Here is a 25,003-nt window from a genome sequence, read left to right as displayed (position 1 = left end):
CCAAAAATATTAACGACTATATGGATTTGGTTAACTTTTCACCTTGTTATATAAATCAAGCAAATTTTCAATCAGAATACCATTTAGTTTCATGCCGACTATATCACAATTTTCTATTTCAATATTTTTCAGATTACTATTACTTATAGTGCTACCTTCCAAATCACATTTATCGAATACAATAGGTTCCTTCTCATCTCCGAGACTTGTATTTTTAAATTGCACTCCACCTAAAGTCACCAAATTAAATTTACTGCCAGAAAGATTTAAATCTGCATATGATGACCTTCTAAAATTTATATTTCTAAACTTGGATTGACTTACATTACAATTACTCATATTCATATTCATTATATTGCTACCAACAAATGAACTGTTTTTTAAATTCACTTGATAATACTCTGTATTTGCTAAATTACAGTTTTCGTATTGACTATTTTTCATATCTTTATTTGTAACTACACTCGCTTTGTTTGAGCTTGTTTTTATTCTTTTCACGTAACAATACTCATCTTCCGATTCAAAAATCATTTGGTAACCCATCTTTTTATAAAAGTGATGATTGTTAATTTGTCTACTAGATGTTTCGAGATCCCAAATCTTTATGTTCGGATATTCCTTTTCTATTAATTTCATAACATATGATCCAATTCCTTTTCCTTGATAAACAGGATCTACAAAAATACGATCAATTCGACCGTACGACTTACCAGAAATCGTAACTATTATCCCTCCGATTATTTCTTTATCCATTACAACTTTGAAAGAATCCAATTCTTCAATGGAATATTCCATCATTTCAACTGAAGAATATCCTGGCGGTTGAATGTTATAATCAATGACATCATCTTGGCCGTATAGCCATTGTTTTGCTTCTGCATCAAATGTTCTTTTCATTATTTCTGTTAATTTCTCAGCATCTAAAATTGTAGCTTTTTCTATAGATATTTTCGTCATTTTCGTTTTCCCCTTCATTATTACAAACCAACCATTTTTGTGAATGGCATAATTATCAATTCACTTTATTACCCCCTATTAAAACATTTATATTCTTAATTTTTAAAAAAAAAGAAAATTAACACTAATCACCCTCTTTACTATTAAACTACAAATCACCCTACATTTTCCACGATTACTTAGTATTAATGAATAATAAAAAGAGACCATGTAATATAAACATGTTCTCTTCTTTTATTCATTTTCAATTTTATCCCGCTATTTGCCGGGCAGTAGGACCCCCACCTCAAAATTCAGCGAAAGCAAAGAAATTAGGTGGGGGTCGGGCTAATAATCAGCGGGGGCTGACACCCCACTGATTAAAGTTTCACTTTATATAATTAAAAATTAGATATTACTTAAGCCACTCGTTGCAAGTATTACTTAACTGCTGTAAGTCTTCTATAAATTGACTCCCATCATATCCATCACAAACCGAATGATGTACTTGTAATGAAACTGGTAGCATAACCTTGTTTCCTTCGTTAAAATATTTCCCACAAGTTATAATTGGCAATAGAAAATTTTCATCATTATTAATATTAAGATTAAATCCAGTAAAACTAATCCAAGGTATGCTAGAAATCGGAAATACATTAGGCGGAATATTTTCTTTCGTGAAAAGACCATGAACATTAGCATAGCATCTCATATCGTCTTCATAATTATTATAGAAAGTGCGGAAATCACTTGAATAATCCGTCCATATACTTGAAAAAGACTTATCATCTTTATGAAAGATTGTATAACTCGGTATCATTTCCTCCCAATAGCCTAAAACTCCTTCATCGTTAAAACATGTTCGAAATTTTTTATGATTATTTACTACTCTAGAAATTAAATATATAAAAACGGGATAAAATTTTATTCCCTTTTGATATACTTCCCCTAATAACATCGTGATATCAACATTCACAGTCATACTAAATGTACATTTCAACTTTAAATAATGCTCAAAATACCGCTCTCTATTCCAATCTTCTCTATCAATTACATGAAACTTCATTCTAATAGCCTCCTAAAATTTTCTTTTTATTTTAGAAGGCTAATTCCCTTGCTTTCACCATAATTGTTCACTCCTAACAGTTTACAATTCACCCTAATTATTTATTTAATTATATAACATATGTAAGAATAAATTCACATATTTCTGGAAATCCATCCACATACTATAGATAAATCAAATGAAATTTGGAGGATCCATACATGAATAACAAAAATATGAATAAAAAAGAAAATGTTACTGAAAACACTACATCTATTCAAAATAATAATACTGCAAATCTTACTATCGAAGAACAAGCAATGAACGGCTTATACGGGATGCCCGAAACAACAATTGAAGATGCTGATCACGCTGCAGCTGATGATTTGACTTCAAAAAATTAATTAACTACATTGAAAAAAGCCAAGGAAAATATCCTTGGCTTTTTTAACTATGCATCCACCTTTTGTGTTTCTTCACTCTTTCTTGAAAGTTTACCTGGCCAAAAAGCAAATCGGCCTAAAACTACTGTAATCGCGGGTACAAGTAACGGTCTTACGATAAACGTATCTAATAATACTCCAATTGCAGTTACAATACCAAATTGAACTAATACTTGAATTGGAAGTGTACCTAACACTGCAAAAGTTCCTGCTAAAATTAAACCTGCCGATGTAATAACACTACCTGTTTGTATTACACCATTTTTTACTGCATCCAAGTGATTTTGTGTCTTTCTGTTTTTCCATATTTCTGAAACCATAAAGATATTATAATCTTCACCTAAAGCAACTAAAAATACGAATGCGTACAATGGTATCGCACCTTGAATGGCCGGCGCTCCCATACCGTAATGAAGTAATATCCATCCTGCTCCTAACGCTGAGAAGAATGATAAGACAACAGTTACAATTAAATAAACCATTGCAACAACTGATCGTAAATAGACAAGTAATAGTAAAGCGATAATGCTAATCATTACTGGAATAATTACTGATTCATCACGTTCAGTAATTTGCTTTGTATCATATAATGAAGCTGTTTCTCCACCAATCCACAATTGCTCTTCAGCATTACTAATCCCAGCATCTTTTAATACTTTTTCTACACTGTTTTTCAATTTAGGAATTTGATCTAATGCTTCAATTGCGTATGGATTTTCCGCTAAAGAAACTTCATACATTTGTATTTGCTTATTTTCTTTTCCCTCTTTTGGCTCTTTCACTGTATTTACGAAAGAAAATTTCTCTAGTTCTTGTTTAACAGGAAGCTCTTTGCCTTTCGTATCAACAACAACTTTTATTGGTGCTAGTTCACCAGCTGAGAAATGATCACTAATTAACGTAAACCCTTCACGAGAAGGCATATCCTTTGGAAACGACTCTAATAAGTCATATGTGTATTGAATACGTGGTACGAATGAAGCCAATCCGCCTAATACAAATACAGTTAGCATAATTATTGTCCATGGTCTTCGTGCTACAATATCTCCAAGTTTTTTACTAAAGGAGCCTTTTGATTTTTTAACTTTTACAGCCCTCTTTTTCTTTCTTGCAAACTCCTCATTCATTGAAGTTGTTCTCGGTATAAACGGGAAAAATGCAATTCTACCGAAAATTAATAATAGTGCTGGTAAAATTGTTAAAGCCGCGATTCCCATTATAAATACAGCAACACTAAATGGTACTGCAAATCGATGAAAGGCACCATAATGAGCAAATAGTAATGTTCCTAATCCAAGTACAACAGTTAACGCACTCATTATTATTGCACCGCCAGATGCTTTAATCGCAAGTTGCAATGCTTTATATTTACTTTCTTCTTCTAACAAGTACTCTCTATATCTCGAAATTAAAAATAGACAATAGTCCGTTCCAGCGCCAAACAATAATACTGTCATAATTGATATCGCTTGGGCATCTACTTTAATCCATCCGTGATCAGCTAAAAAACCGAGTGTAGGACTAATAATACCGTATGCAAAGCCAACAACAAGTATAGGTAAAATCGCTAAAATTGGTGAACGATACAGTAAAATTAACAAAACTAACACTAGTAGTACAGTAGCCACTAACAATTTCACATCTGCTTGACTAAATAAACTAACTGCATCCGTTTGAATACCTACAGGTCCTGATAATCGAACATGTAAACCAGATTCACTTATTTTTTGTTTAAATGGATCTTCATCCACCTTACTATTCACTATTTTTCTAAACTCTTCAAGATTTCCTTTTAATATATCCGTACCAGCAGATTTATTAAAAAATACCGGTGTAACAAATGATGTACCATCTTTTGACGCACTTTTTGATAATACTTGCTCTGGGATTGTATCAAATGGTGGTAACGTTGATTGTTCTTTTAAAGGACTAGCTTTTAACTCCTTATAAACATCTTGTATGAGTTTATAATCCTGTGACTGTAATCCACCATCTCTATACCATACTACTAACAACGGATTCCCTGCATTATTCGGAAACTCTTTTTTCATAAGCGCTTCCGCTTGCTGTGACATAGCTGTTTCAGGTAAATTTTTCGGATTCGGTTCTTTCGTACTGTTTACTTGTGGTAACGTAAATGAAAGTAATAATGTAATAAAAATCCACACCAATAAAGTGATCCACTGCGTATTTCTCCCTGCTACAAGCCTCCCTAACATATGTAACGGGTGCTTTTTCATAAAAACCCACCTTCCTTTTTTCCTCCATTATTAATTATATATACTGGTCGGTTAATTAATCAAGAATGATTGAAAATTATGTTATAATTATCTCAATCATAAATGTCAGGAGCGAATGTATTTGGAACAAAAACAACGTCCTCTCGGAAGACCGCGTCAAAATAAAAATACAAAATCTACAAAAGAAACCATTTTAGAAGTAGCAACCCGCTTATTTCTTACACAAAATTATCAAGTCGTTTCTATGGATGAGGTCGCAAAAGTTTGTGGTGTTACGAAAGCAACTGTCTACTATTACTATTCAACAAAAGCCGATTTATTTACTGCTACTATGATCGAAATGATGGTACGTATACGTGAGAATATGTTTCAAATACTCTCTACAAACAAAACGTTAGAAGAAAGATTATTAGACTTCGCTAAAGTTTACTTACACGCAACGATGGATATTGATATGAAAAATTTTATGAAAGATGCAAAACTGTCGTTATCTGAAGAACAATTGAAAGAATTAAAAAATGCTGAAGATAATATGTATGAAGTACTAGAAAAAGCACTCGATAATGCGATGCACATCGGAGAAATCCCGAAAGGAAACGCTAAATTTGCGGCTCATGCTTTCGTATCTTTATTATCAATTGGGAATTTTAAAGATGAAAATTACAATCCTATTCTTGCAAATATAGATGAATTATCACAAGAAATCGTTTCTTTTTATTGGAACGGATTAGGTCATTCATATTAAACTGATTTGCTTTAATAAAAGAGCATGTTTGAATTTTTTCAAACATGCTCTTTTATAATTTATTTATATACTAATAATCAGATTATACTTCAATGCTGTTTAACAAAAAAATTTCACTTTAACTTTTACAAATTTTGAAGTTGAATTTTTATATTCCCCATGCTTAATCCCCCATGGTAACAAACTACAGATTCAATATCTAGATTTAAATACTTCTTCAAAGACTGCCGTGCTTCCATAATATTTAAAGTTGTTGGGGCATGAACTCCTCCTAACACTCCATTCACACTATACATCGAGTCTCCAGCGACAAGAATTTTGCTTTGTTTCAAATATAAACTAATATGACCTGGAGTATGAAGAATTAGTATTCCACCGCAATACGGAAGTTCTTGCCCATCAATCACAGTATCACTCACTTTTCCTTTTGGTCGGTTCTCTATATTTCCGTCCTTCAATAAAGGTAAATCCCCCTCGATATATGGCTTATCTAGTTCGTGCGCATAAACTTTAATATTACTTCGACAGCGCTGCAACAATTCCGGAAGACTACCTATATGATCAATATCCTGATGCGTCAAAATCACGACTTTTAACTTATCAAATGATACCCCAACCTTTTCCATCTCTACTTGTATATCTTCAATTTGTCCTGGGAACTGCCATTTCATCATCCCATAAAAGAATTGGATGAATAACAAATTCTTGAAATTCAAGTTGTAACATTTCTATCCCTTTAGCAATCTCCATACAGCCACTCTCCTTTATGTTGAAGTTTGAAAATATGTACGAGTAAACTGAAAATATAAAGTGAAACTTTAATCAGTGGGGGTTTTACTGCCCGGCAAATAGCGGAATAAAGCACCTCTATCTTATAATATGTTTTGTCATACCAATAGAGAATGCCTCAAACCCTATAGATTCATAGTAAGATTGCAATTTTTCTACACACATAAGTTGTGGAATAACCTTGTTTTGTTCACAGTGCTGGATTAATCGTTTCACTATTTCTTTTCCGATGCCACTAGACTGATATTTTGGCAATACACCAACTCCACAAATAATGCCTGTTATGACTCCATCTGATATGACACGCCCCATCCCTACTAACCTCTTATCATCAAAAACATAAATTGCATACCAACTTTGCTTACACATTCGTTCTAACTCGTTAACCGTTAATTTAAGAGAATTCCATTCTAAAGATTCGTATAAGGATAATAATCCATTAAAATCTGTAGGTTGTTCACTTGTGTAGCGTATACTATTTTCCATGTAAATACTCCCTATTCTCTGGCTTGTTTATATTTCATAAAATTCCCATTACACAAATCTGATCGATGTAAAAATAACTAGAACAAACTTCAATAAGAAAGATAGAATTCCTTCTCAACATAAAATAAAAAGAAGTTATCTCACTTAAGATAACTTCTTTTATATAAGAATCTCATTATATTATCAACCAAAAAATATACAACTGCATACGATTAGCACAAACAAAACTAATAAACCATTTGAGAAATAACCCATTGAAAACTACCCCTTTATTAAATTATGTAAAAGATTTTATCATAAAATCTTTTACAACTTAATAACTGAAAAAGACATTGTATTCATTAGTTATATATGTTTAGTAATATTTTATATTCGGTTATATTCTCGTTCCCTAAAACCACTTCTCGCACCTCCATAATTCATTCCACATAAATTCAAAAAAAACAGTTATTAGTAAACGTTCATTTACTATAAAGAGTAATTTCAATTGATTTATAGTAAATTTAGTAATAAAATAATAACTAAATTCATAAAGGAATCAAAAACAATGAACCAAAACGAATTATTAAACGAATACATGAATTTATTATTAAATATGTCAGGTACTTTTAAATTACTATCGGAGAAATCCTTAGAATTTACACATTTAGAACAACACGTAGTAGAGTATATCGCCCAGCAAAAGGTGCCTGTAAACTTAAAAATGATTGCTAGTTATTTAAACATCCCTAAACAACAATTAAGTGTAACAGTGCGTAACTTAGAACAAAACGGATACATCATAAAAAAGCAAGATTTGGTAGACAAAAGAGCTATATTAATCTCTCTGACAGAAAAAGCTGAAAAAGTACATTATGAGAGATGGAAACAAATATATAATAATTTCACAGTAAACCTCGAAAAGTTATCTGAAGAAGATAGGCGGGATTTAACTTATGGACTATATAAAACAAATACAATGCTCTCAAAAATGTTAAATAACGACTAAATATATTGTTTATTATTAAACGGAGGATGTTTCATGGTTAAAGAATTAGATTTGCAATCTGTACAAGGTACAATGCTTATTCCACTATGGGGAAGAGCATATGGCAGTGAGAAAAATAAGGATATTTTAGATGATATAGAAGCTATTCGAATAATTAAAGAATGTGATTTTGACTTCTCAACAATAGCAAATACATTTGGCGAATACGGATGTATCACATACATTACCCGTGCACGAAAAATTGACGATACGATAAAACAATTTATAATAAAACACCCGAATGCTACTATTGTAAACATCGGTTCCGGACTAGACACTACTTTTTCAAGAATCGATAACGGTACAATACATTGGTACAATCTTGATTTGCCCGATGCAATCTCTTTTCGCAAAACTTTAATTGAAGATACCCCTAGAAACATTAGCATTGCTAAATCATTTTTTGATACTTCTTGGTTTGACGATATAAAATATAATCCAAACGACGGTATTCTTTTTATATCAGCAGGTGTGTTTTATTACTTTAAAGAAGAAGATTTAAAAAAGATCGTAGTCGCTATGTCAAAACGTTTCCCTGGAGGAGAATTATATTTTGACGCTGAATCAAAGTTCGCACTGAATCTTTCGAATGCTACTGTAAAGAAATCTGGTAATAACGGTGCTATGATGTATTTTTACGTAAATAATCCAAAATCAATAGAAAAATGGTCCTCTACAATAAAAGTATTGAACTGCTCCCCTTTCTTTAAAGATATAGCTACAAATAAAGATTGGGACGGTAGTACGCGTATAATGATGAGAATTGTAAACTTAATAAAAATGTTGAAGTTTGTTCATTTACGGTTCAAAAAATAAAAAGTAAAGAAGAGCTCAATACATTTATACTTAGGTCATAAATGTTAATTTTAATAAAATCAAAGGCAGAAACATAATTGTGAAGTGAAACTTTAATCAATGGGGCTTTGCTCATCCCCCACTGATTATCAGCCCTCACCAATCAGGCTTTTACGGGCAGCCCGCTCCCCACCTAACTTCTTTGCTTTCGCTGAATTTTCAGGTGGGGGTCTTACTGCCCGTTAATGCGGGATAAAATCTTGCATGCGCTTTACGTGGGAGCTAAAATGTTGAATCTCATCGATTTTCAAATCATGTACACCATCTTGCAACATATATTGAATCACTTACTACTATTTATATGTATATGTTCTGACCATTAACAGCTTTTACCTTTAAATTCTTTAAACCCTATCCTTTCTTATATGAATAGCTTTCTTATTCGAAAATAGATTTTTAAAAATCCCTACTCCCACAATTAATAAACCTATACCAACTAATTTATTTACTTGTAATGGAACACTCTCCATTCCAAATAATCCGAATGTATCAATGCATAACGCAACGACCAATTGAGTAATAAGACTAATTAGCACCGTATATGCTGGACCTAAGCTCTTTATTGCACCCATTATACAAATAATTAACCCGATACCAAACAACCCACTTACATAAAACAAATAATTTGTAGTATACACTTTAATGTTAATACTGTTTTCTGTAATGATATAAAATAGAATAGAACTAATGAGACCTATTCCAAGGACACATGTAGTTGTTAACCACTGTCCTACATTTTCATTTACTTTTGCATTAAAAACAGATTGTACGCTAATTAATATTCCTGCTAATATAGCTAAACTAAATCCAATCAAAATCTTCCTCTCCCTTTCATTGCTCATATATATTATCTTTAGCGACTTCCTTCATTCTAGAAAAATCTTTAATTACAATAACTCCATTACTCTTTTCAATTAGTTTTTCATTATAAAATCTTTGTAATACCCGAATTACGTGCCTATAACTTACCCCTATAAAATCTGCAATACTCGTTACTGAAGTTGCATCCAAATCCCCTTTATACATATTCCCGTTACTATCTGTTGAAATTGAAAGCAAATAACTAGCTACACGTACTTCTACAGGATAAAGTAAATTAAGAGCAGTAAAACGAGTCGATATTTTTAACGTGTTGGCAATGTTTTCAAGCAAGAACTTCATAAATATAGGATCATGTAATAACTTGTTTCTAATAACCGTATTAGAAATAGAGATTGCTACAACATCTGAACAAGCTTCAACGACATTATGTGCTTTGCTATTTTGAATTAATTCAATATCACCAACAATTGCGAGTGGATTGATAAAGCGAAGGATTAGTTTCTTCCCTTCAGGTGTAATCGTGTAAACTTTTACTTTACCTTTAACAACAAAATATAAACGATCCATTTCGTCATCTATATTGCAAATAAGCTCGCCTTTTTCAAAGTGATTTAATTGAAAATAAGCTGTATCTATTTCTGAAAAAATCTCGAGCGTTTTATTGGTTCTCAAATAATGCGTAATTAAACCTGATTTATCCGCCATATTCATTTCTCCTTTCATTTACATATTAAATACAACAATACCTATAATCATTACTATTGTTCCCACAATATGATATCTCTCCATCTGTATCTTTTTTATATGAAACAGTCCTTTCATTTCAATAACTGTTGCCGTTAACAATTGAGCAACCATTAGTGTGCCAGCTGTCAATGTAACTCCTAGTGAATATATCGCCATAGTTTCTGCACAAATAATGAATCCACCAAATGCACCCGCTGCTAAATATACTTTTTTCACACTCTTTAAATCTGTTACTTTCTCTTCTTTCTTTAACAAAAATACAGTTGTTGCAATAAGGAATCCAATTAAATGGGTTATAATACTCGTCGACCATATACCGATATGTGAACTAAGTTTCGCATTAAAGGTTCCTTGAAGTGTTATAAATATCCCCGCAAAAACAGCAAATAGAATACCTTTCAAAAAATCATCTCCTCATCCTTTATTTCTGACTTAATTAAAAACCATCATCCTATAATGGCAAAAGGACAAATGTCACATCACTATGAAAATAACTTGGAATGAAAAAAACACACCTCAAAAATGCGAGATGTGTTTTTTATTTATATATAATGTTTTATAAATAAAAATTACGCTACATTAAAAGATTTCTTTTTCATAACAAACTTTGCAAATAAGAAACGTACAAGCGGTCCCATAATAATTAATTGTAATGGATATGCCATTATGAAATTTTTAATAAAAATCGAAAAATAAATTGAAACAAATGAATCTCCTTGTAGTCCACCATGTAAATGCATCATAGCCATACCGAAAAATGACATAAAGAACACCATTCCGATTACCATAGTTGTCGCCATTGCAACGATAATATTTATTTTCTTAGATTTATCAAATGGCAACATGAATACAATTTTTTTCGCACAAGGTCCAACCATACATATTTCAATTAATAGCGCAATAATAAAGCCAATTAATAGTTCTAATGCAATCTCTTTAATATAAATTGATCCTCCTGTTTCATTCATTAGTAAATTGTAAAACGTCATTACGATAACCATTCCAAAGCACATCATCATGCCAAATTGGAAGTTTTCCTTTCTTGTTGTTGGCAAATTTCATCATCCTCTCTCTTTGAGTCTTTGTCATTATATCGACATTGGAAACCCCTTCGTAAGTGAACATTTTGTGAACAAATTTAAAACGTTTTCATGTGTTTTCTTTACTTTCAACTCAAATTCTCACTTTTACTTATAAAGGTTTTATATATTTCAATGTTGAATTACTAAATTTAACATTGCATTACATTATTACTAGGAGGATAACCATGAATGAAGCAGACTTTTACGCATATCACATCGTAACAAGGAAAAGAATGCATATCGGACAAATCATTCCTTTTAAAAAAAATCAACACAATACTCTATATAACTTCTTTTTTGAAAGAGAACAATTAAATGTTAGTGGTGAAGATGGCATACAAATTTTAAATAATCACTATAAAAATGACGAATTACATATAAATAATGAAAATGCTAAAGTAGTTATGAATTATATGAATCAAACAATTAGAGCAGTTAGAGAAACAATTGTAGAAATGGTTAGACTACAAGAATTCCCTGAATACCCTTCCAGGTTATCTTGTTTATACGCTGCTAAAAGCTATGAGGATGCTTTGAAATGGAAAGCGCTATTTGATTCTTACAATCGAGAAGTTTTACAGATTGTTAAACTACGAGTAATCGGAAGTTCTTTTGAAGGTGACGGGAATCTTTTACCGAAAGAAGATGGTATTCCTTTTTCTCAAAAAATCGAACAAGCTAGAAAGTATTGGAAAGGAAATATTAGAAATGAGCTTCCTGAGCTACTGATTAATGGAGAAATTGAAGTGGTGGAAATTATTGATGACTTTTCCTCAATTCATATTTAATTTCTAACTAAATCATATAGGATGGAGATTACAATGAAGAAAAAAGTATACTTCAATCATGATGGCGGCGTAGATGATTTAATTTCATTATTTTTATTACTTCAAATGGAAAACGTTGAACTTACCGGTGTATCTGTTATCCCAGCAGACTGCTATTTAGAACCTGCAATGTCTGCAAGTCGTAAAATTATTGATCGCTTCAGCAAAGATAATATTGCAGTAGCCGCTTCAAACTCTCGCGGGCAAAACCCGTTTCCGAAAGACTGGCGGATGCATGCATTTTATGTAGATGCTTTACCAATTTTAAATGAGTCTGGAAAAGTTGTAGCACCCATGGCAGCAAAGCCTGCACATCACCATTTAATAGAAACACTTCTACAAACGGAAGGAAAAACAACTTTATTATTTACCGGGCCCCTAACTGACCTTGCTCGTGCGTTATATGAAGCTCCCATAATTGAAGATAAAATTGAATGTCTCGTTTGGATGGGTGGTACATTTCTTACAGCAGGCAATGTACATGAACCAGAGCATGATGGAACAGCTGAGTGGAATTCGTTTTGGGACCCTGAAGCAGTAGCTCGTGTATGGGATGCAAAAATTAAAATCGACTTAGTGACACTAGAAAGTACAAACCAAGTTCCGTTAACTATAGACATACGTGAACAGTGGGCAAAAGAGAGAAAGTATATTGGTGTTGATTTCCTTGGTCAATGTTATGCAATGGTCCCCCCTCTCGTTCACTTCTCAACGAACTCTACTTATTATTTATGGGATGTACTAACTACCGCGCTTGTCGGAAACACTAACCTTGCAAAAACTGAAACAATTAATAGTATCATTCATACATACGGACCAAGCCAAGGACGTACAGAGGAAACTGCTGATGGACGACCTGTAAATGTCGTTTACGATGTAAAACACGATGTTTTCTTTGAATATATTACTGAATTAGCAAAGAAAGCTTCTACTTGAACCACTATCTATACGAAAAATAAATAGAATAAAATCACTTCAGACGATGAACCCCTATATTTAGAATTTAGTTGAAACTACATATTTAACTATTGAAAAGAGTATTGAATTAAATTTCAATACTCTTTTTGTGCAATTTAATTATATTGGATTAATGTAGTGTCTTATTGATTATTCATTTCATAACCATTGACAAAATAAGTTATTGTTTCTAACTCATCTTCATTTAATTCCCTATCTAGTTCTTGTTTATACACTGCCTTTATCTTCTCTTCATCGCCTTTATGCATTTCTGTATAAGTTCCTACTGTTTTTAACATACGAATCTCTTGTAAAAACTCCTCTCGATTTATCGCTTCCCCATGAGAAAGAATATATGTCTCAGCATCAAATTTCTCTAATTCATCTATCAATTTAAACGTTCTTTTCGTCGTATAGTTCCACTTCGAAGAAAAAATATCTGCATATATACAGTCTCCTAAAAATAATATCTTTTCTTCTTTCACGTAAATAACAACTGAATCATGTGCATGATCTCCGCCCACATGTTTTAACACGCATGTCACTTCACCAAGATCTAATTCCATTTGATTCTGGAACGTTAAGGTCGGAGGAATAATGTTAATATTTCTCGCTTTTTCTTCAAACTCTTTTTTTATGCAATCCGCACAAAATGCAATTTCAGTACCCTCTTTTACGCGTGCGTCCAAAGCTTCATCTGTCCATTCATAAGAAACAAGTGTACGCATCTCTTTTTTCGTTTCAGAATGTGCAATAGACAATGCATCTTGTAGTACAGGCAATCCAAAAATATGATCCCAATGCCAATGGGTTAGTGCTACGAAATCTGGATTCGATACATTTTGTTCTTTTAACATTTCTAAAAATAATTGTGCATGTTCCTCTGAATTCCCTGCATCGATCATTAAAGTTTTTTCTTTTCCAACAACCATTCCTAATATAGGTCTATCTGTTTCAGAAACTGGTGTCATATACCAAAATGAGTTTCCTATTTTTTTAATTTGTTGCATAACCAATTCCCCTTTTCATTTTCTCACTTAAATTTAATATATAAATTATAACGAATCACTACTTTTTTCTCTATAATCAAACACAATTACTTGGACTAATCTAACTTTCCTTTTCGTAAGCTAAAAATAAGGGAATAGAATCGGAGTGTGATACTATGGAACGTTTATGGATTCCAATGATTGTAACATTTTTTTCGTTCGGTGGATTACTTTTAGGCGGTGCTGTTGGAGTAGCAACACGCCAACTCATTGAAGAAAAGATGCATCGTTTATACGCATTATGTGGCGGAATTTTACTTGGGCTTTTATCCCTTGAAATTATTCCTGAAACATTTTCAAGCTACGAAATGATTGGGCCTATACTTGGTATAGCCATCGGTATTTTAGTTATGAGCTTATTAGATAACTATTGTCACCATCCAATGATACATAAAAAAGATCAACAAGCATGGCAAACCTTCCTTTTTCTCTCTTTCGCTATATTTATTCATAATATACCTAGTGGATTTGCGTTAGGTACAGCTTTTATAAATCATAATGACTCTGCCATTCCCTTTTTAATAGCAATTGTCGTTCACCATATTCCAGAAGGATTAGCTTTAATTATTCCATTTCTTTTTACAAAACATAAATATATTTCCTTTTTATTAACGACTTTATTACTTTCTCTTATTCTCGGTACTGGCACAGTTTTTGGCATTTTGATGGAAGGAAAAGCTCTTCACCTGCAAGGCCTCATTATGGGAAGTGCTATCGGTTCACTTGGATATGTCACAATTCATGAAATGCTTTGGAAAGCTAAGAAACAGCTCTCTTTCCTTACATTTCTAATGTGGGCAACTAGTGGTTTTTTACTAATAACAGTGTTCACTTTATTCGCTGGTCATCATTAAAGTTGCTAAAGTGAAACTTTTGTGCCTCCCACACTGATTCTTAGGTCACAAATAACCAGATAAATTTTCTTATTTGTATATTTTTCCTTTTTATCCAAAACATAATGTTATCTACTTATTATAAGGAGGAACACTTATGTTTGGGAAAACAGCCGGTGAAGCATTAGTTGATTTATTAATTGACTGGGGAGTAGAACACATATACGGTATGCCTGGAGATTCCATCAATTCTATCATTGAAGCTTTAAGAAAAAAACAAGATAAAATTAAATTCATTCAAGTTCGCCATGAAGAAGCTGGTGCATTAGCAGCGGCTGCCTATGCGAAATTAACAGGAAAACTTGGCGTTTGTATGGCAATTGCAGGACCTGGTGCTATTCATTTATTAAATGGTTTATATGATGCGAAACTCGATAAAGCCCCTGTTCTAGCAATTTCAGGTCAAGTAGAAACCGATTTACTTGGAACGGACTTTTTCCAAGAAGTAAATTTAGAAAGAATGTTTGATGATGTTGCGGTTTATAACCAGCGTATTATGTCAGCAGAGCAACTACCTGCCGTAGTGAATCAAGCAATTCGAATGGCTTATACGAAAAAAGGTGTATCCGTTCTTACAATTCCAGATGATGTCCCGAAATTCGAAGTAAAAAATGGTGCTCGTATTACAAATACTTCTTTTACTTTGCCTGAGTTGTTTCCACAAAAAGAAGATTTAGATGCGGCGAAACTCGCAATAAATGAAGCGAAAAAGCCTGTGATTTTAGCTGGAAAAGGAACAAAACATGCGAGAGAATCTTTACTTGCATTGGCAGAACATATTGGTGCTCCAATCGTACTTACATTACCTGCTAAAGGAATTATTCCTGATGAACACCCTCTTTGTATTGGTGGATTAGGATTAATTGGAACGAAACCTTCTTATGAAGCAATGAAGCATGCAGATACTTTAATTATGGTCGGTACTTCTTATCCGTTCACCGGCTTCTTACCTGAAAAAGCAAAAACAATTCATATCGATACAGATCCTGCCCAAATCGGGAAACGTTATGCGACAGATATTGGTTTAGCTGGTGATGCTGATAAAACATTACGATGGTTAATTGAAAATGTTGAAGAACACACAGACCATTCCTTCTTAGAACATCACCAAGAAATGATGAAAAAGTGGGAAGAAAAATTACACGATCAAGAAGAAGACTCTTCCATTCCAATTAAACCACAACGCGTTATGCATGCTCTGCAGCAAGTAGCACATGATGACGCAATTCTATCAGTCGATGTCGGAAATGTAACAGTATGGACCGCAAGGCACTTCCGTATGACAAACCAGCAATTTGTCATTTCTAGCTGGCTCGCAACACTTGGTTGCGGTTTACCTGGTGCTCTTGCTGGAAAAATTGCATTCCCAGATAAACAAGTATTTGCAGTTTGTGGTGATGGCGGATTTGGAATGACGATGAATGACTTCGTAACAGCTGTAAAATATAAATTGCCAATCGTTGTCGTCGTATTAAACAATAATAAAATTGCGATGATTAAATTCGAGCAAGAAGTTATGGGTAATATCGAATTCGAAACAGATTTAACGAACCCTGATTTTGCAAAATATGCAGAGGCGTGTGGAGGTATTGGATACCGTGTTGAGAATTTAGATGAACTCCTTCCCGCTTTCGAAAATGCAGTAAAACAAAATAAACCGTGTATTATTGATGTAGTTGTAGATGCTAACGAAGCACCAATGCCAGCAAAAATCACATTTGGTCAAGCCGCTGGTTATACGAAGCATATGATAAAAGAATTATTTGAAGAAGGTAAGATTGATTTACCTCCACTTTAAACGAAAAAAGATAGCTGAAAACAATTTGTCTTCAGCTATCTTTTTTATTTTTGTATCTCTCTATAAAAAGAAAAGTCATTCATAGTTGGTTGTACTTGTTTCTCTACTTGTAATTCTTTACTTTCCCTCTCTAGCTTTCTCACATTTCCTAACTTAATCGCATCTTGCATGCTATTACTAATTAGATTTCCAGCTAAAATTGTCATACTATAAAAAGCAATCGGTATAAGTACAATCCATGTATGAGTAGTTAAATGACGGAAGTTTTGACCAATTAGGCCGGTCCATTCTTTTGTTACACTATCTGCCTCTGTACCAAAGATAATTGTTCCACCAAAAAATAACTCTAACAAGCCAAGATGCAAGAGAAGTAATAAAGTACTCACAAATTGTTGAGCAACAAGTAAAAAAAATGATGGTAATACGTGTGGCCATACGTGATTTTTCACTCTATGCCATTTACTGCCCCCAAGCACAGTTGCCGCCATCATAAATTCTTCTCTTTTTATCCGACGGACTTCCTGCGCTGTATATAACATAATTGTTGGTACCGCTAAACATGTAAGGATAACCATTTGAAATATTACCCTTAAATGAAACGGCTCTGGTACTGTCCCATTTTCAAACACTAAAACTTCCTTTAACACAAAAAAAGAGATCATAACCATAGGTACAATGCTGAACGGATCAAAAAAAGATGCTATAACTGGAAAAGAACGTTTGCTATACATACCAAGAAGCAAACCAATACCTCCTCCAACTATAACTCGTAGAATCGCTATAATTACGCTCGCACCAACTGTCCATTTCGCTCCTTCTATTATTAACTGGAAAAGATCGCGTCCTTTCTCATCACTACCGAACCAAAATTTATTCGACGGTGAAAATGGAGCAGCCTCTAGTTCTCCTTTTTCGTTATACATCATCGTAAGTTCACGGATATTCCCATCGAAAAATAAAGTATTTCCAATACTAATAATCATAAGTACGCTTAAAAAAGTAACACCAAACCAAAATCTCACATCTCTTTTTACAACTTGCCACATGCTAAACACGCTCCTTTATTACATTTTGTAAAAACGTATGTAATAAACGAAATAGTATAAAAAGCGGTACGTATAATATAATTAAACTTACTGTAAATATTTCTAATTTCAAATTTTCTTTTACAAAAACAAACATACCGTACGTATTAAATATCCATTCAATAATATATAAATTTGATAACATAAATAAAATATTTGTTTTTGCATAATAGATTGTTGTTAACAAAACATTTCTTGAAATATGATTTGTTAAAATATGTCGTAAACTAAGCCCTTTACTTTTAGCAAATATACTATAATCTTTCTCTAATTCTTCTCTGAAACGTAATAGTAGTAGCTTAATAAATAATAGTGTTGTAGGCAAAGTTAGACATATTATTGGCAATAGGCGAGCCCTTTCCTCCCCAATCCCCGCTAGTTTTACTGGCATAAAGCCTGTCTTTTGAAAGATTATTACGACTAGAAGTTGCGATAATAAAATTATTAAAATATCTGGGATGCTTTCAAGTACGACAAAAATCCCATTCCACATTCGTTGCTTTGATTGAGACCGTTGTAATACCCACACAACGAGAACATACGCAATAAGTAATGACAGTAAAAATGCCGAAATAAATACAAACATTGTCTCTAAATAATGAATCCATATTTGCGGAAATAATTTCCTCGAATCTCGAAATCCATATGTAATTTCCCAAGGTTGGAGTAACTTTCCTCCAATAAACACAATCGTGTTCCAAAAACCAATTAAATCAATTTGTAATCCCTTAAATAATCGAGGGAGCGCACCTAAACAGATTATACATAGAATTGCAGCGAATAATTGTAAACAAGTAATCCCATACCACTTAGCAGTTCGCATCAACATAACTATTACCCCTTCACGAAAGAAAGAATATTCAGAAAAAACATCTTCAACCACACCTTGAATTCGCTTTTTTCCACTTAGTAAAATAGCTTGGAATAAACACGTAACAAAAAATAATCAACCAAACACGATAAATCCCAAAAGTAATTTTTTAGAAGTTTCATTTAGGTATATATACCTAATCCCTTCTTTAAACTCTGTTATTAACATCTTCAAATTAACTTCTTTCCATTTTGTTCTACCATTTGGTAAACAAACTTTTTCTGGAATGGAGATTGTTTGAATCAAAATACCACTCATAATAAAAGTGAGCGTATTTACTAAAATGCTCCCGTAAATTCCAAAAGTTCAGTACACCATCGTTGCAATTCCTACACCAAACAAAGCATACAAACTATTTACCATTTGATTAATACCCGCTGCTGCACCGTATTGGTCTGATTCAACTACTCCCTGTATCATCGATTGTTCTGCTGGAGAGAAAAATTGTATACACGCATTTTCCAAAAATAAAAATATAAAGACAAGTATAATCATCCCGTAATAAAGCGAAATTAGGATTCCAATATTACAGAGCGAACAACATATGTTACTTACTGTACATATACGTTGTCTATCAAATCGATCCACTACTGTCCCTACTAATAGAAAAAAGATTAATGCAGGTAATGCAATCATAATTTTTGTCATCGTTGCGTAAACTGGTTGTTTTCCGTATTGATCTAACAAGTAAAACATTAAAGAAATTCCAGCAATCATAGAACCGAGTCGATCTAAAATATTTGCTAGAAAAAACGTGCATACACTTTGTTGCGAAATAACTGTAGCATTTCTTTCATACTTCGTATCCTTCCTCTCGACAAAATAGTATTATTTTAGTCATTTCTTGGAAGTTACATTATATTTTTCGACCATTATCCAATCTTTTCCTTCTTTATGAAAAACATAAAAAAGAGCCCCTATTTTCAAAACAAGGACTCTTTTCATAAACTATTTAGCTACCTCTTCTTTCGGCATTACCATACCTTTATAAAGTTGAACAGTTATCCAGTAATAAATGAAATAAATGACTAAGAAAATTCCTATTGGCACCCACACTTTTACAAACGGGTCAACTAATATAAAGCTGAATAAGTTAAGCCCTACTAAAACGTGAGAAATGCCAATGATCGCTGGGAAGATAAATAAATATGAAATTTCTTTATATATACTTTTCGTTAACATGCTACGTCTTACACCGATTTTTCGTAACATTTCATAACGGCGTACGTCGCGAGAAGCACCTGTTAATATTTTGAACATAAGGGAACTTGCCATCATTGCTAAAAAGGCAATTCCGAGGAAAAATCCCATAAACATTGTTCCGCTCATGAAGCTGTTCATAAACTGATAAATTGTCATTTTCGTAAATAAGTCTACCTTTTCACCTGTTGCTTTTTCAATTTGTGCTTTTTGTCTCTTGTCTATTTCGATCAATAACGGTTTATATTTTTTCATATCATCTACTTTTGCTAATGTTACAGTGTGTTCTGTTCCTTGAATTCCTTTATAATGCTCTTCGTCTGCAATTCTTACTGGTTTTCCGCTAAATTGATTATGCGTAATTTGTATCTCTCTTACAACTGCGTCTTCCCAATCCTTTGGCATACGAGGGAATTTTGCTAATTCAGGAGCCTCTAAAGCTGAATATACAGGTTCAGTTAAAGGTTCAGTCACACGTTTACGAACAGGCTCTTTTAACGTTTTTGTATCAAAATGGTCTGAAACAAGTGGTGGTTTCGCAGTTAAGTCGTTACGTAAATAATAAACGGCTTCTCCATCTACTTTATATTTGTACTTGCTTTCTTCAACAATTTCCATTTCTTTTAAGGCAGCTTTGTCTTGATCATTCGGATCATGAATTACAACATCATATACACGAGAAAAGTCTGTCATAATACCTACATTTTTTTGGAAAGCCATACCTGCCGTCATCGCACCTGCACCTAATGCAATTAACATCGCTACAGTACCTAATACTCTCGATAAACTATTTACTCGAAAGCGTAGCTGTGCATATGTAAAACTATTTAGACCAGTTTCATTTCGTTTTTTATTCCCCTTAATTTTCATCACAAAAAATGGGAGTAATGAACTAAAGATAAAATATGTTCCAAGTGTTGTAACGATGGTTGCTATAATAAAACCTAATTCAGCATATATTTTTACATTGATCATAAAATAGTACCCTATACTTACTAGTAATACACCAAGTACTGTCATTATAATAATGCGAGTTTTACTTTTCTTCACTTCATCTAGTGTTTCATCTTCACGAATTAACTCTAGTTCAGTTTTACGTAACAATCGGACACTGTTCATTAAGCCAGTAATGAAAAATAGTATTAAGAAGAAAATAGCTGTAACTAAAATTGCTGGTGTGTATACAGATGCATAACTACCTTTTGCTGAAATTTCCATTCCATTCATTAAAAAGTTTCCTGCTACACTTGCAAGTAACATCCCTACTAAAATACCGATAATAATACTGACAATACCCATACCGAATGTTTCAATAAATAATAACTGTGCTACTTTTTTCTTTTTCGCACCAAGCATCATGTACATACCGAGTTCTTTTCTTCTTAACGTGAGTAAGAAAGAGTTGGCATATATAATATAAAATACAGTAATGAAAGATAATAGTATTGCACCTACCCAAAAGACGAGTCTAATACTACTAATTAGGCTATTATCTTTCGTAAATTCGCTATTCATCGCCATCGTTTGGAACATATAGAAAATACTAATACTAATAACGAGGCCAATAAGTAAAACCATATAATCTTTTAACATTTTTTTCATACTATGACGTGATAATTTAAATAACATAGTTTCGCCCCCTACTTAGACTCAGCAGCTGAGCCCATATGAGCGAGCACACCTAAAATGTCTTGATAGAAATTCTCTCTAGTGCCTTGACGATTTAATTCTTTATAAAGAAGACCATCTTGAATAAATAAAATACGCTCACAATAACTTGCACTAAATGCATCATGTGTAACCATCAAAATACTTACATTGTGATTTTCATGTAAATCTTGCATTGCTTCTAATAAACTTTTTGCGTTTTTACTATCAAGCGCACCTGTCGGTTCATCTGCTAATACAATTGCTGGATTATGTACTAAAGCTCTTGCCGCCGCTGTTCTTTGCTTTTGTCCACCAGAAACAGCAGTTGGATATTTTGTTAAAATTTCAGTAATCCCTAATTTCTTCGCAACGTCATTTACCTTTCCAGTAATCTCACTTGATGGTACGCCTTGCAGAGAAAGTGGTAAAGCTATATTTTCATAAATTGATAAGTTTTCTAGTAGATTAAAATCTTGAAAAATGAAACCTAATTTTTGAGAGCGAAAATCAGATAACGCATTGCCCTTCATAGAAGTAATATTTGTACCAGCTATCGTCACACTACCACCTGTCGCTTGGTCAAGTGTACTTATCACATTAAGTAAAGTCGTTTTTCCAGACCCAGAAGGACCCATAATCCCGACAAATTCTCCTTCTTTAATACTTAACGATACACCCCTTAATGCTTTTGACTGATTCTCATTTCTTTTTCCATACGTTTTTTCTACACTTTCTACAGTAACTACATTTGTTGACATCTCTTTCACTCCATCCCTTTTGTATAAAATTAATTTCTCACATATTTCTTATTATTTTGTCATGTAAATCCTTAAGATTTTTTAATTATTCATTCAATAAGAGTTACACCTGTAACATGAACCTATTTCCTACTTCATATTCTCATTTTTCTACAACTCGTTCCCTCGATTTCGCTTACATTTACCTTACATTTTTGTAAGATAAAAAAGAAAACACACTAATTTCTAATAGTGTGTTTTCTTTACAATCAATATTTTCTATTCTTTATTTCTTCTTCAATAGTTGCCACAAATACATCTAGTGCAATAACTTCTGACTTCTCTTCCCCATATTTACGTACATTTACAGCTTCGTTTTCCATTTCCTTATCTCCAATAACAAGAACATACGGTACTTTTTGCATTTGTGCTTCTCTTATTTTATATCCTAATTTTTCATCTCGTGCATCTTGTTCAACACGAACTCCAGCTTGTGCTAATTTAAGTGCAATCTCATTGGCATATTGTTCATGTACTGCATTTGAAACTGGAATTACTTTCACTTGAACTGGTGCCACCCATGCCGGGAACGCACCTCCAAAGTGCTCAATTAATATTGCTAAGAAGCGATCTAATGACCCTAAAACTGCCCTGTGAATAACAACTGGTCTTTTCTTTTCATTATTTTCATCTATATAATTTAAATCAAATTTCTCTGGCATTTGGAAATCAAGCTGGATTGTTCCGCACTGGTGACTTCTATTTAAAGCATCTTTAATATGAAAATCAATTTTCGGCCCGTAAAATGCACCGTCACCTTCATTTAGTCTATATTTATAATTTAGCGATTGTAATACATTTTCTAATGCTGCTTCTGCTTGCTCCCATAATTTATCATCACCCATTGAGTCTTCTGGACGAGTAGAAAGCTCTACTTCATATTCGAATCCAAAAGTTTTATATACGTAATCAATTTGCGCCATTACTGATTTAATTTCATCTTCAATTTGTTTTGGAGTTACAAATAAATGTGCATCATCTTGGCAGAAAGTACGTACTCTTAATAATCCGTTTAAGGCACCACTAAATTCATGGCGATGTACTTGACCAAATTCACACATACGAATCGGTAATTCACGATAAGAATGCAATTTATTTTTAAACATAAGCATGTGCCCTGGGCAGTTCATCGGTTTTAATGCAAAACTTTTATTATCTACTTCAGAGAAATACATATTATCTTTATAATGTCCCCAGTGCCCTGATCTCTCCCATACTTCTTGGTTCATCATGAACGGAGTGCGTACTTCTTGATAATTGTACTCTTTTTGAATTTCTCTTAAAAATGCTTCCAATTCGTTACGAATCATTTGTCCTTTCGGTAAATAAAATGGCATTCCCGGAGCCTCTTCAGAAAACATAAATAACTCAAGCTCACTGCCTAACTTACGATGATTTCTTTTTGCTGCTTCTTCAACGAAATGTAAATACTCTTCTAATTCTTTTTGAGAAGAGAATGCAACACCATATATGCGCTGAAGCACTTGGTTATTACTATCACCTCGCCAATATGCACCGGAAACGTGAGTTAATTGAAATGCTTTCAAATAACCTGTAAATGGTAAATGTGGCCCTCTACATAAATCGACAAATTCACCTTGTTTATATAGTGTTACACTTTCCCCACTAGGAATTGCTTCTAAAAGTTCTAATTTCAAGCGATCGTTCATTTCTTGAAACAGTTTTGCTGCTTCTTCTCGAGAAACCTCAACTCGTTCTATCTTTATATTTTCATTTATAATCTTTTTCATTTCTTTTTCTATTTTCCGTAAATCTTCTACGTTTACACTACTTGGAAGATCCATATCATAATAAAATCCATTTTCAATAACAGGCCCTACTCCAAGATTTATATCACCATACAATCTTTTTACAGCTTGCGCTAAAATATGTGCCGCAGAGTGTCTTGCAATTTCTACACCTTCATTTGAATCTATAGTAATGATTTCTACTTCCGCATTTTCTTCAATCTTTCGGCGTAAATCATATAATCCATCATTTACTTTCCCCGCGACTGCTTTCTTTTTCAAACTACTGCTAATGGATCCCGCAATTTCTTCTAAAGTAACTCCATTTACAAATTCTTTCACGCTACCATCTGGAAATTTAATTTCAATCATTTGTTCTTTCATTTTTCATCTCTCCATTTCATAATAAAAAGCACACTCATCCCTAACATAGGGACGAGCGTGCTTTTACCCGTGGTTCCACCCAGATTCCCATCACAAAATGCAATGGCTTCTTTTACGGTAACGTCGTTTATACGGCACTAGATACTTAATTTCCCCAGTGCAGCTCTAAGGTGGTAAGTTATTTTTCTGCGTTAGGAAGTTCTCAGCTTTCCTTCCTTCTCTGTATAACCGGGGAAAATAACTCGTGTCCTTTTCTTCGCTTTTTATGAAATTGAATGCAAAAAAGCATATTCATCCCTAAATATAGGGACGAATATGCTTATATCCGTGGTTCCACCCAGATTCCCATCACAAAAAACATAATGGCTTCTTTTGCGATAACGTCGCATACACGGCACTAGATACTTAATTTCCCTAGTGCAGCTCTAAGGTGGTAAGTTATTTTTCTGCGTTAGGAAGTTCTCAGCTTTCCTTCCTTCTCTGTATAACCGGGGAAAATAACTCGTGTCCTTTTCTTTGCTTTTTGT

Annotated in this window: 22 protein-coding genes, 2 pseudogenes and 2 other annotated features; of the genes and pseudogenes, 8 read left to right on the top strand and 16 right to left on the bottom strand. The window is 33.2% G+C overall.

Going from position 1 to position 25,003, the window contains the following annotated elements; all coding sequences use genetic code 11:
* Positions 1-30: 30 nt before the first annotated feature.
* Both MR107_RS15785 and catA read right to left on the bottom strand, forming a co-directional pair.
* Positions 31-975, bottom strand: a complete 945-nt coding sequence (locus tag MR107_RS15785) for a GNAT family N-acetyltransferase (protein WP_140158356.1) — start codon at positions 973-975, stop codon at positions 31-33.
* A gap of 376 nt (positions 976-1,351) precedes the next feature.
* Positions 1,352-2,002, bottom strand: coding sequence for a type A chloramphenicol O-acetyltransferase (catA, locus tag MR107_RS15780; protein ID WP_086404658.1), 651 nt, complete (start codon positions 2,000-2,002; stop codon positions 1,352-1,354).
* A 200-nt stretch (positions 2,003-2,202) separates the two neighbouring features.
* On the opposite strand from catA, the gene MR107_RS15775 reads away from it, so the two are divergent.
* Positions 2,203-2,385 (top strand): DUF4021 domain-containing protein, encoded by a 183-nt coding sequence (locus MR107_RS15775; protein WP_001060657.1) that lies wholly within the window; start codon positions 2,203-2,205, stop codon positions 2,383-2,385.
* A gap of 47 nt (positions 2,386-2,432) precedes the next feature.
* Here the strand turns inward: MR107_RS15775 and MR107_RS15770 are convergent, their stop codons facing one another.
* Positions 2,433-4,664: an MMPL family transporter gene (locus MR107_RS15770; RefSeq protein WP_242292510.1), complete on the bottom strand. Its 2,232-nt coding sequence runs from the start codon at positions 4,662-4,664 to the stop codon at positions 2,433-2,435.
* A gap of 121 nt (positions 4,665-4,785) precedes the next feature.
* Here MR107_RS15770 and MR107_RS15765 point away from each other — a divergent pair, with 121 nt between their 5' ends.
* Positions 4,786-5,409: a TetR/AcrR family transcriptional regulator gene (locus MR107_RS15765; RefSeq protein ID WP_140158355.1), complete on the top strand. Its 624-nt coding sequence runs from the start codon at positions 4,786-4,788 to the stop codon at positions 5,407-5,409.
* A gap of 125 nt (positions 5,410-5,534) precedes the next feature.
* Here the strand turns inward: MR107_RS15765 and MR107_RS15760 are convergent.
* Both MR107_RS15760 and MR107_RS15755 read right to left on the bottom strand, forming a co-directional pair.
* Positions 5,535-6,159, bottom strand: a pseudogene (locus tag MR107_RS15760) (MBL fold metallo-hydrolase).
* Between the two features lie 117 nt (positions 6,160-6,276).
* The gene (locus MR107_RS15755; protein ID WP_017657653.1) at positions 6,277-6,684 is read right to left on the bottom strand and encodes a GNAT family N-acetyltransferase; all 408 of its coding nucleotides are present in this window, start codon (positions 6,682-6,684) and stop codon (positions 6,277-6,279) included.
* Between the two features lie 547 nt (positions 6,685-7,231).
* Here MR107_RS15755 and MR107_RS15750 point away from each other — a divergent pair.
* Both MR107_RS15750 and MR107_RS15745 read left to right on the top strand, forming a co-directional pair.
* A complete protein-coding gene (locus MR107_RS15750; RefSeq protein ID WP_086404655.1) occupies positions 7,232-7,672 on the top strand; it encodes a MarR family winged helix-turn-helix transcriptional regulator in 441 nt (146 codons plus the stop codon).
* 33 nt (positions 7,673-7,705) lie between these two features.
* Positions 7,706-8,527, top strand: coding sequence for a class I SAM-dependent methyltransferase (locus tag MR107_RS15745; RefSeq protein WP_086404654.1), 822 nt, complete (start codon positions 7,706-7,708; stop codon positions 8,525-8,527).
* A 383-nt stretch (positions 8,528-8,910) separates the two neighbouring features.
* Here the strand turns inward: MR107_RS15745 and MR107_RS15740 are convergent, their stop codons facing one another.
* From MR107_RS15740 to MR107_RS15725, 4 genes are all read right to left on the bottom strand, one after another.
* Positions 8,911-9,381, bottom strand: coding sequence for a DMT family transporter (locus MR107_RS15740; RefSeq protein WP_086404653.1), 471 nt, complete (start codon positions 9,379-9,381; stop codon positions 8,911-8,913).
* 16 nt (positions 9,382-9,397) lie between these two features.
* A complete protein-coding gene (locus MR107_RS15735; protein WP_134208046.1) occupies positions 9,398-10,093 on the bottom strand; it encodes a Crp/Fnr family transcriptional regulator in 696 nt (231 codons plus the stop codon).
* Between the two features lie 18 nt (positions 10,094-10,111).
* Complete coding sequence (locus tag MR107_RS15730) at positions 10,112-10,537, bottom strand: DMT family transporter (RefSeq protein ID WP_063536324.1); 426 nt, start codon at positions 10,535-10,537, stop codon at positions 10,112-10,114.
* A gap of 167 nt (positions 10,538-10,704) precedes the next feature.
* Positions 10,705-11,190, bottom strand: a complete 486-nt coding sequence (locus MR107_RS15725; protein ID WP_086404651.1) for a DUF2798 domain-containing protein — start codon at positions 11,188-11,190, stop codon at positions 10,705-10,707.
* Between the two features lie 212 nt (positions 11,191-11,402).
* On the opposite strand from MR107_RS15725, the gene MR107_RS15720 reads away from it, so the two are divergent.
* Both MR107_RS15720 and MR107_RS15715 read left to right on the top strand, forming a co-directional pair.
* Positions 11,403-12,005, top strand: coding sequence for a DUF2441 domain-containing protein (locus tag MR107_RS15720; RefSeq protein ID WP_078386560.1), 603 nt, complete (start codon positions 11,403-11,405; stop codon positions 12,003-12,005).
* A gap of 21 nt (positions 12,006-12,026) precedes the next feature.
* A complete protein-coding gene (locus MR107_RS15715; RefSeq protein ID WP_134208048.1) occupies positions 12,027-12,980 on the top strand; it encodes a nucleoside hydrolase in 954 nt (317 codons plus the stop codon).
* 164 nt (positions 12,981-13,144) lie between these two features.
* Here MR107_RS15715 and MR107_RS15710 read toward each other — a convergent pair whose 3' ends face one another.
* Positions 13,145-14,011: an MBL fold metallo-hydrolase gene (locus tag MR107_RS15710; protein ID WP_242292509.1), complete on the bottom strand. Its 867-nt coding sequence runs from the start codon at positions 14,009-14,011 to the stop codon at positions 13,145-13,147.
* Positions 14,012-14,166: 155 nt separating this feature from the next.
* On the opposite strand from MR107_RS15710, the gene MR107_RS15705 reads away from it, so the two are divergent.
* The gene (locus MR107_RS15705) at positions 14,167-14,904 is read left to right on the top strand and encodes a ZIP family metal transporter (RefSeq protein WP_000440626.1); all 738 of its coding nucleotides are present in this window, start codon (positions 14,167-14,169) and stop codon (positions 14,902-14,904) included.
* Between the two features lie 136 nt (positions 14,905-15,040).
* A complete protein-coding gene (locus MR107_RS15700; RefSeq protein WP_086404648.1) occupies positions 15,041-16,741 on the top strand; it encodes a pyruvate oxidase in 1,701 nt (566 codons plus the stop codon).
* Positions 16,742-16,785: 44 nt separating this feature from the next.
* On the opposite strand, the gene MR107_RS15695 is transcribed toward MR107_RS15700, so the two are convergent.
* From MR107_RS15695 to thrS, 6 genes and pseudogenes are all read right to left on the bottom strand, one after another.
* Positions 16,786-17,787, bottom strand: coding sequence for an ABC transporter permease subunit (locus tag MR107_RS15695; protein WP_063245808.1), 1,002 nt, complete (start codon positions 17,785-17,787; stop codon positions 16,786-16,788).
* A 1-nt stretch (position 17,788) separates the two neighbouring features.
* Entirely contained in the window at positions 17,789-18,655 is an 867-nt protein-coding gene (locus tag MR107_RS15690) for an ABC transporter permease subunit (RefSeq protein ID WP_140158354.1), read from the bottom strand.
* Between the two features lie 120 nt (positions 18,656-18,775).
* A pseudogene (locus tag MR107_RS15685) lies at positions 18,776-19,494 on the bottom strand (MFS transporter); the annotation flags it as partial.
* A 151-nt stretch (positions 19,495-19,645) separates the two neighbouring features.
* A complete protein-coding gene (locus tag MR107_RS15680) occupies positions 19,646-21,526 on the bottom strand; it encodes an FtsX-like permease family protein (protein ID WP_086404647.1) in 1,881 nt (626 codons plus the stop codon).
* Positions 21,527-21,537: 11 nt separating this feature from the next.
* A complete protein-coding gene (locus MR107_RS15675; protein WP_000106426.1) occupies positions 21,538-22,305 on the bottom strand; it encodes an ABC transporter ATP-binding protein in 768 nt (255 codons plus the stop codon).
* Positions 22,306-22,553: 248 nt separating this feature from the next.
* Positions 22,554-24,476 carry a threonine--tRNA ligase gene (gene thrS, locus MR107_RS15670; RefSeq protein ID WP_086404646.1) on the bottom strand — a complete coding sequence of 641 codons (1,923 nt, stop codon included), beginning with the start codon at positions 24,474-24,476 and terminating at the stop codon, positions 22,554-22,556.
* 44 nt (positions 24,477-24,520) lie between these two features.
* Positions 24,521-24,742: a binding site (T-box leader), on the bottom strand.
* A 36-nt stretch (positions 24,743-24,778) separates the two neighbouring features.
* Positions 24,779-25,002, bottom strand: a binding site (T-box leader).
* Between the last annotated feature and the right edge of the window lies 1 nt (position 25,003).

The sequence above is a fragment of the Bacillus cereus group sp. BfR-BA-01441 genome (assembly GCF_022663075.1).
In the GTDB taxonomy this organism is placed as follows: Bacteria; Bacillota; Bacilli; order Bacillales; family Bacillaceae_G; genus Bacillus_A; species Bacillus_A cereus.
Note: the sequence above shows the minus strand (reverse complement) of the source record. Positions and strands in the feature narration are given on the sequence as shown.

Coding starts and splice junctions, on each gene's coding strand:
- MR107_RS15700 (WP_086404648.1), top strand. CDS start 15,041: ATGTTTGGGAAAACAGCCGGTGAAGCATTAGTTGATTTATTAATTGAC.
- MR107_RS15720 (WP_078386560.1), top strand. CDS start 11,403: ATGAATGAAGCAGACTTTTACGCATATCACATCGTAACAAGGAAAAGA.
- MR107_RS15785 (WP_140158356.1), bottom strand. CDS start 975: ATGAAGGGGAAAACGAAAATGACGAAAATATCTATAGAAAAAGCTACA.
- MR107_RS15710 (WP_242292509.1), bottom strand. CDS start 14,011: ATGCAACAAATTAAAAAAATAGGAAACTCATTTTGGTATATGACACCA.
- MR107_RS15695 (WP_063245808.1), bottom strand. CDS start 17,787: ATGTGGCAAGTTGTAAAAAGAGATGTGAGATTTTGGTTTGGTGTTACT.
- catA (WP_086404658.1), bottom strand. CDS start 2,002: ATGAAGTTTCATGTAATTGATAGAGAAGATTGGAATAGAGAGCGGTAT.
- MR107_RS15770 (WP_242292510.1), bottom strand. CDS start 4,664: ATGAAAAAGCACCCGTTACATATGTTAGGGAGGCTTGTAGCAGGGAGA.
- MR107_RS15690 (WP_140158354.1), bottom strand. CDS start 18,655: ATGTTGATGCGAACTGCTAAGTGGTATGGGATTACTTGTTTACAATTA.
- MR107_RS15745 (WP_086404654.1), top strand. CDS start 7,706: ATGGTTAAAGAATTAGATTTGCAATCTGTACAAGGTACAATGCTTATT.
- MR107_RS15775 (WP_001060657.1), top strand. CDS start 2,203: ATGAATAACAAAAATATGAATAAAAAAGAAAATGTTACTGAAAACACT.
- MR107_RS15735 (WP_134208046.1), bottom strand. CDS start 10,093: ATGGCGGATAAATCAGGTTTAATTACGCATTATTTGAGAACCAATAAA.
- MR107_RS15750 (WP_086404655.1), top strand. CDS start 7,232: ATGAACCAAAACGAATTATTAAACGAATACATGAATTTATTATTAAAT.
- thrS (WP_086404646.1), bottom strand. CDS start 24,476: ATGAAAGAACAAATGATTGAAATTAAATTTCCAGATGGTAGCGTGAAA.
- MR107_RS15755 (WP_017657653.1), bottom strand. CDS start 6,684: ATGGAAAATAGTATACGCTACACAAGTGAACAACCTACAGATTTTAAT.
- MR107_RS15715 (WP_134208048.1), top strand. CDS start 12,027: ATGGAGATTACAATGAAGAAAAAAGTATACTTCAATCATGATGGCGGC.
- MR107_RS15680 (WP_086404647.1), bottom strand. CDS start 21,526: ATGTTATTTAAATTATCACGTCATAGTATGAAAAAAATGTTAAAAGAT.
- MR107_RS15675 (WP_000106426.1), bottom strand. CDS start 22,305: ATGTCAACAAATGTAGTTACTGTAGAAAGTGTAGAAAAAACGTATGGA.
- MR107_RS15705 (WP_000440626.1), top strand. CDS start 14,167: ATGGAACGTTTATGGATTCCAATGATTGTAACATTTTTTTCGTTCGGT.